This window comes from Microvirga sp. KLBC 81, from assembly GCF_003075415.1.
Lineage (GTDB): Bacteria > Pseudomonadota > Alphaproteobacteria > Rhizobiales > Beijerinckiaceae > Microvirga.
Map to the genome: position 1 here is coordinate 1 of NZ_QDAH01000244.1, position 1316 is coordinate 1316.

Consider the following 1316-nt stretch of genomic DNA (forward strand, 5'->3'; position numbering starts at 1 on the left):
TCACGCTACCACCGTCAGTACATCCATTCCTGAGGATCACAAACCATGCACGTTCTCGTTCTCGGCAGCGGCGTCGTCGGCGTCACTTCAGCCTACTATCTCGCCAAGCAGGGTCATGAGGTGACGGTGGTGGATCGCCAGCCCGCCGCCGGCATGGAGACGAGCTTTGCCAATGCGGGGCAGGTCTCGCCCGGCTACTCCGCGCCGTGGGCCGCCCCGGGCATCCCGATCAAGGCCCTGAAGTGGCTGATGATGAAGCATCGGCCGCTGGTGCTCTGGCCCCGCACCGAGCTGCGCCTCTGGGGCTGGCTCGCCCACATGCTGGCGAACTGCACCGAGGAGGCCTACCGGCGCAACAAGAGCCGGATGGTGAGCCTGGCCGAGTACAGCCGGGACTGCCTGCGCGAGCTGCGGCAGGAAACCGGCATCACCTACGACCACCGGGAGAAGGGGCTGCTGCAGCTCTTCCGTACGCAAAAGCAACTCGACAGGATCGGCGAGGACACGGCCGTGCTCGACGCCTATGGCGTCCCGTACGAGATCCTGGATCCCGCAGGGTGCGTCGGCGTCGAACCGGCGCTGGGTCTGGTGAAGAACAAGGTCGCTGGGGGCCTGCGCCTCCTCGGCGACGAAACCGGGGATGCTCACCTGTTTACCCAGAGGCTTGCTGCGATTGCGGAGCAGTTGGGGGTCCGGTTCCGGTACGGCACGTCTGTCCAGAAACTGCTCACAGACGGCGAACGGATTATCGGTGTGCAGGTCAATGGTGGTGAGGTGCTCACCGCAGACACCTATGTGGCGGCCATGGGCAGCTACACGCCCCAGCTGGTAAAGCCCTTGGGCATCCACCTGCCGGTGTATCCGGTCAAGGGCTACTCCCTGACCATGCCCATCGTGAACCCGGATGCGGCGCCTGTGTCGACCGTGATGGACGAGACCTTCAAGGTCGGGATTACCCGCTTGGGCGATCGGATCCGGGTCGGCGGCACGGCCGAATTGGCCGGCTTCAGCCAACGCCTGCGGGTGCCGCGGCGGGCGACGCTGGAGCATTCGGTCACCGACCTGTTCCCGCAGGGCGGCGACGTCAAGCAGGCGAGTTTCTGGACCGGCCTGCGGCCGATGACACCGGACGGCACACCCGTGGTAGGGCCGACCCGGTACAGGAACCTGTACACGAACACGGGCCACGGCACCTTGGGTTGGACCATGGCCTGCGGCTCCGGGCGCGTGCTCGCCGACCTGATCTCCGGTCGGGTGCCGGAGGTGTCCCACAAGGATCTCGCCGCCGATCGCTACAAGGATGAGTGGCGCTTTCA

1 protein-coding gene is annotated in these 1316 nt (G+C 66.0%); it reads left to right on the forward strand.

Annotated elements, in window-relative coordinates:
- Positions 1 to 45: 45 nt before the first annotated feature.
- Positions 46 to 1316, forward strand: a 1271-nt coding sequence (locus tag DC522_RS33530; RefSeq protein WP_133239461.1) for a D-amino acid dehydrogenase, incomplete at its 3' end; no start/stop codon positions are given.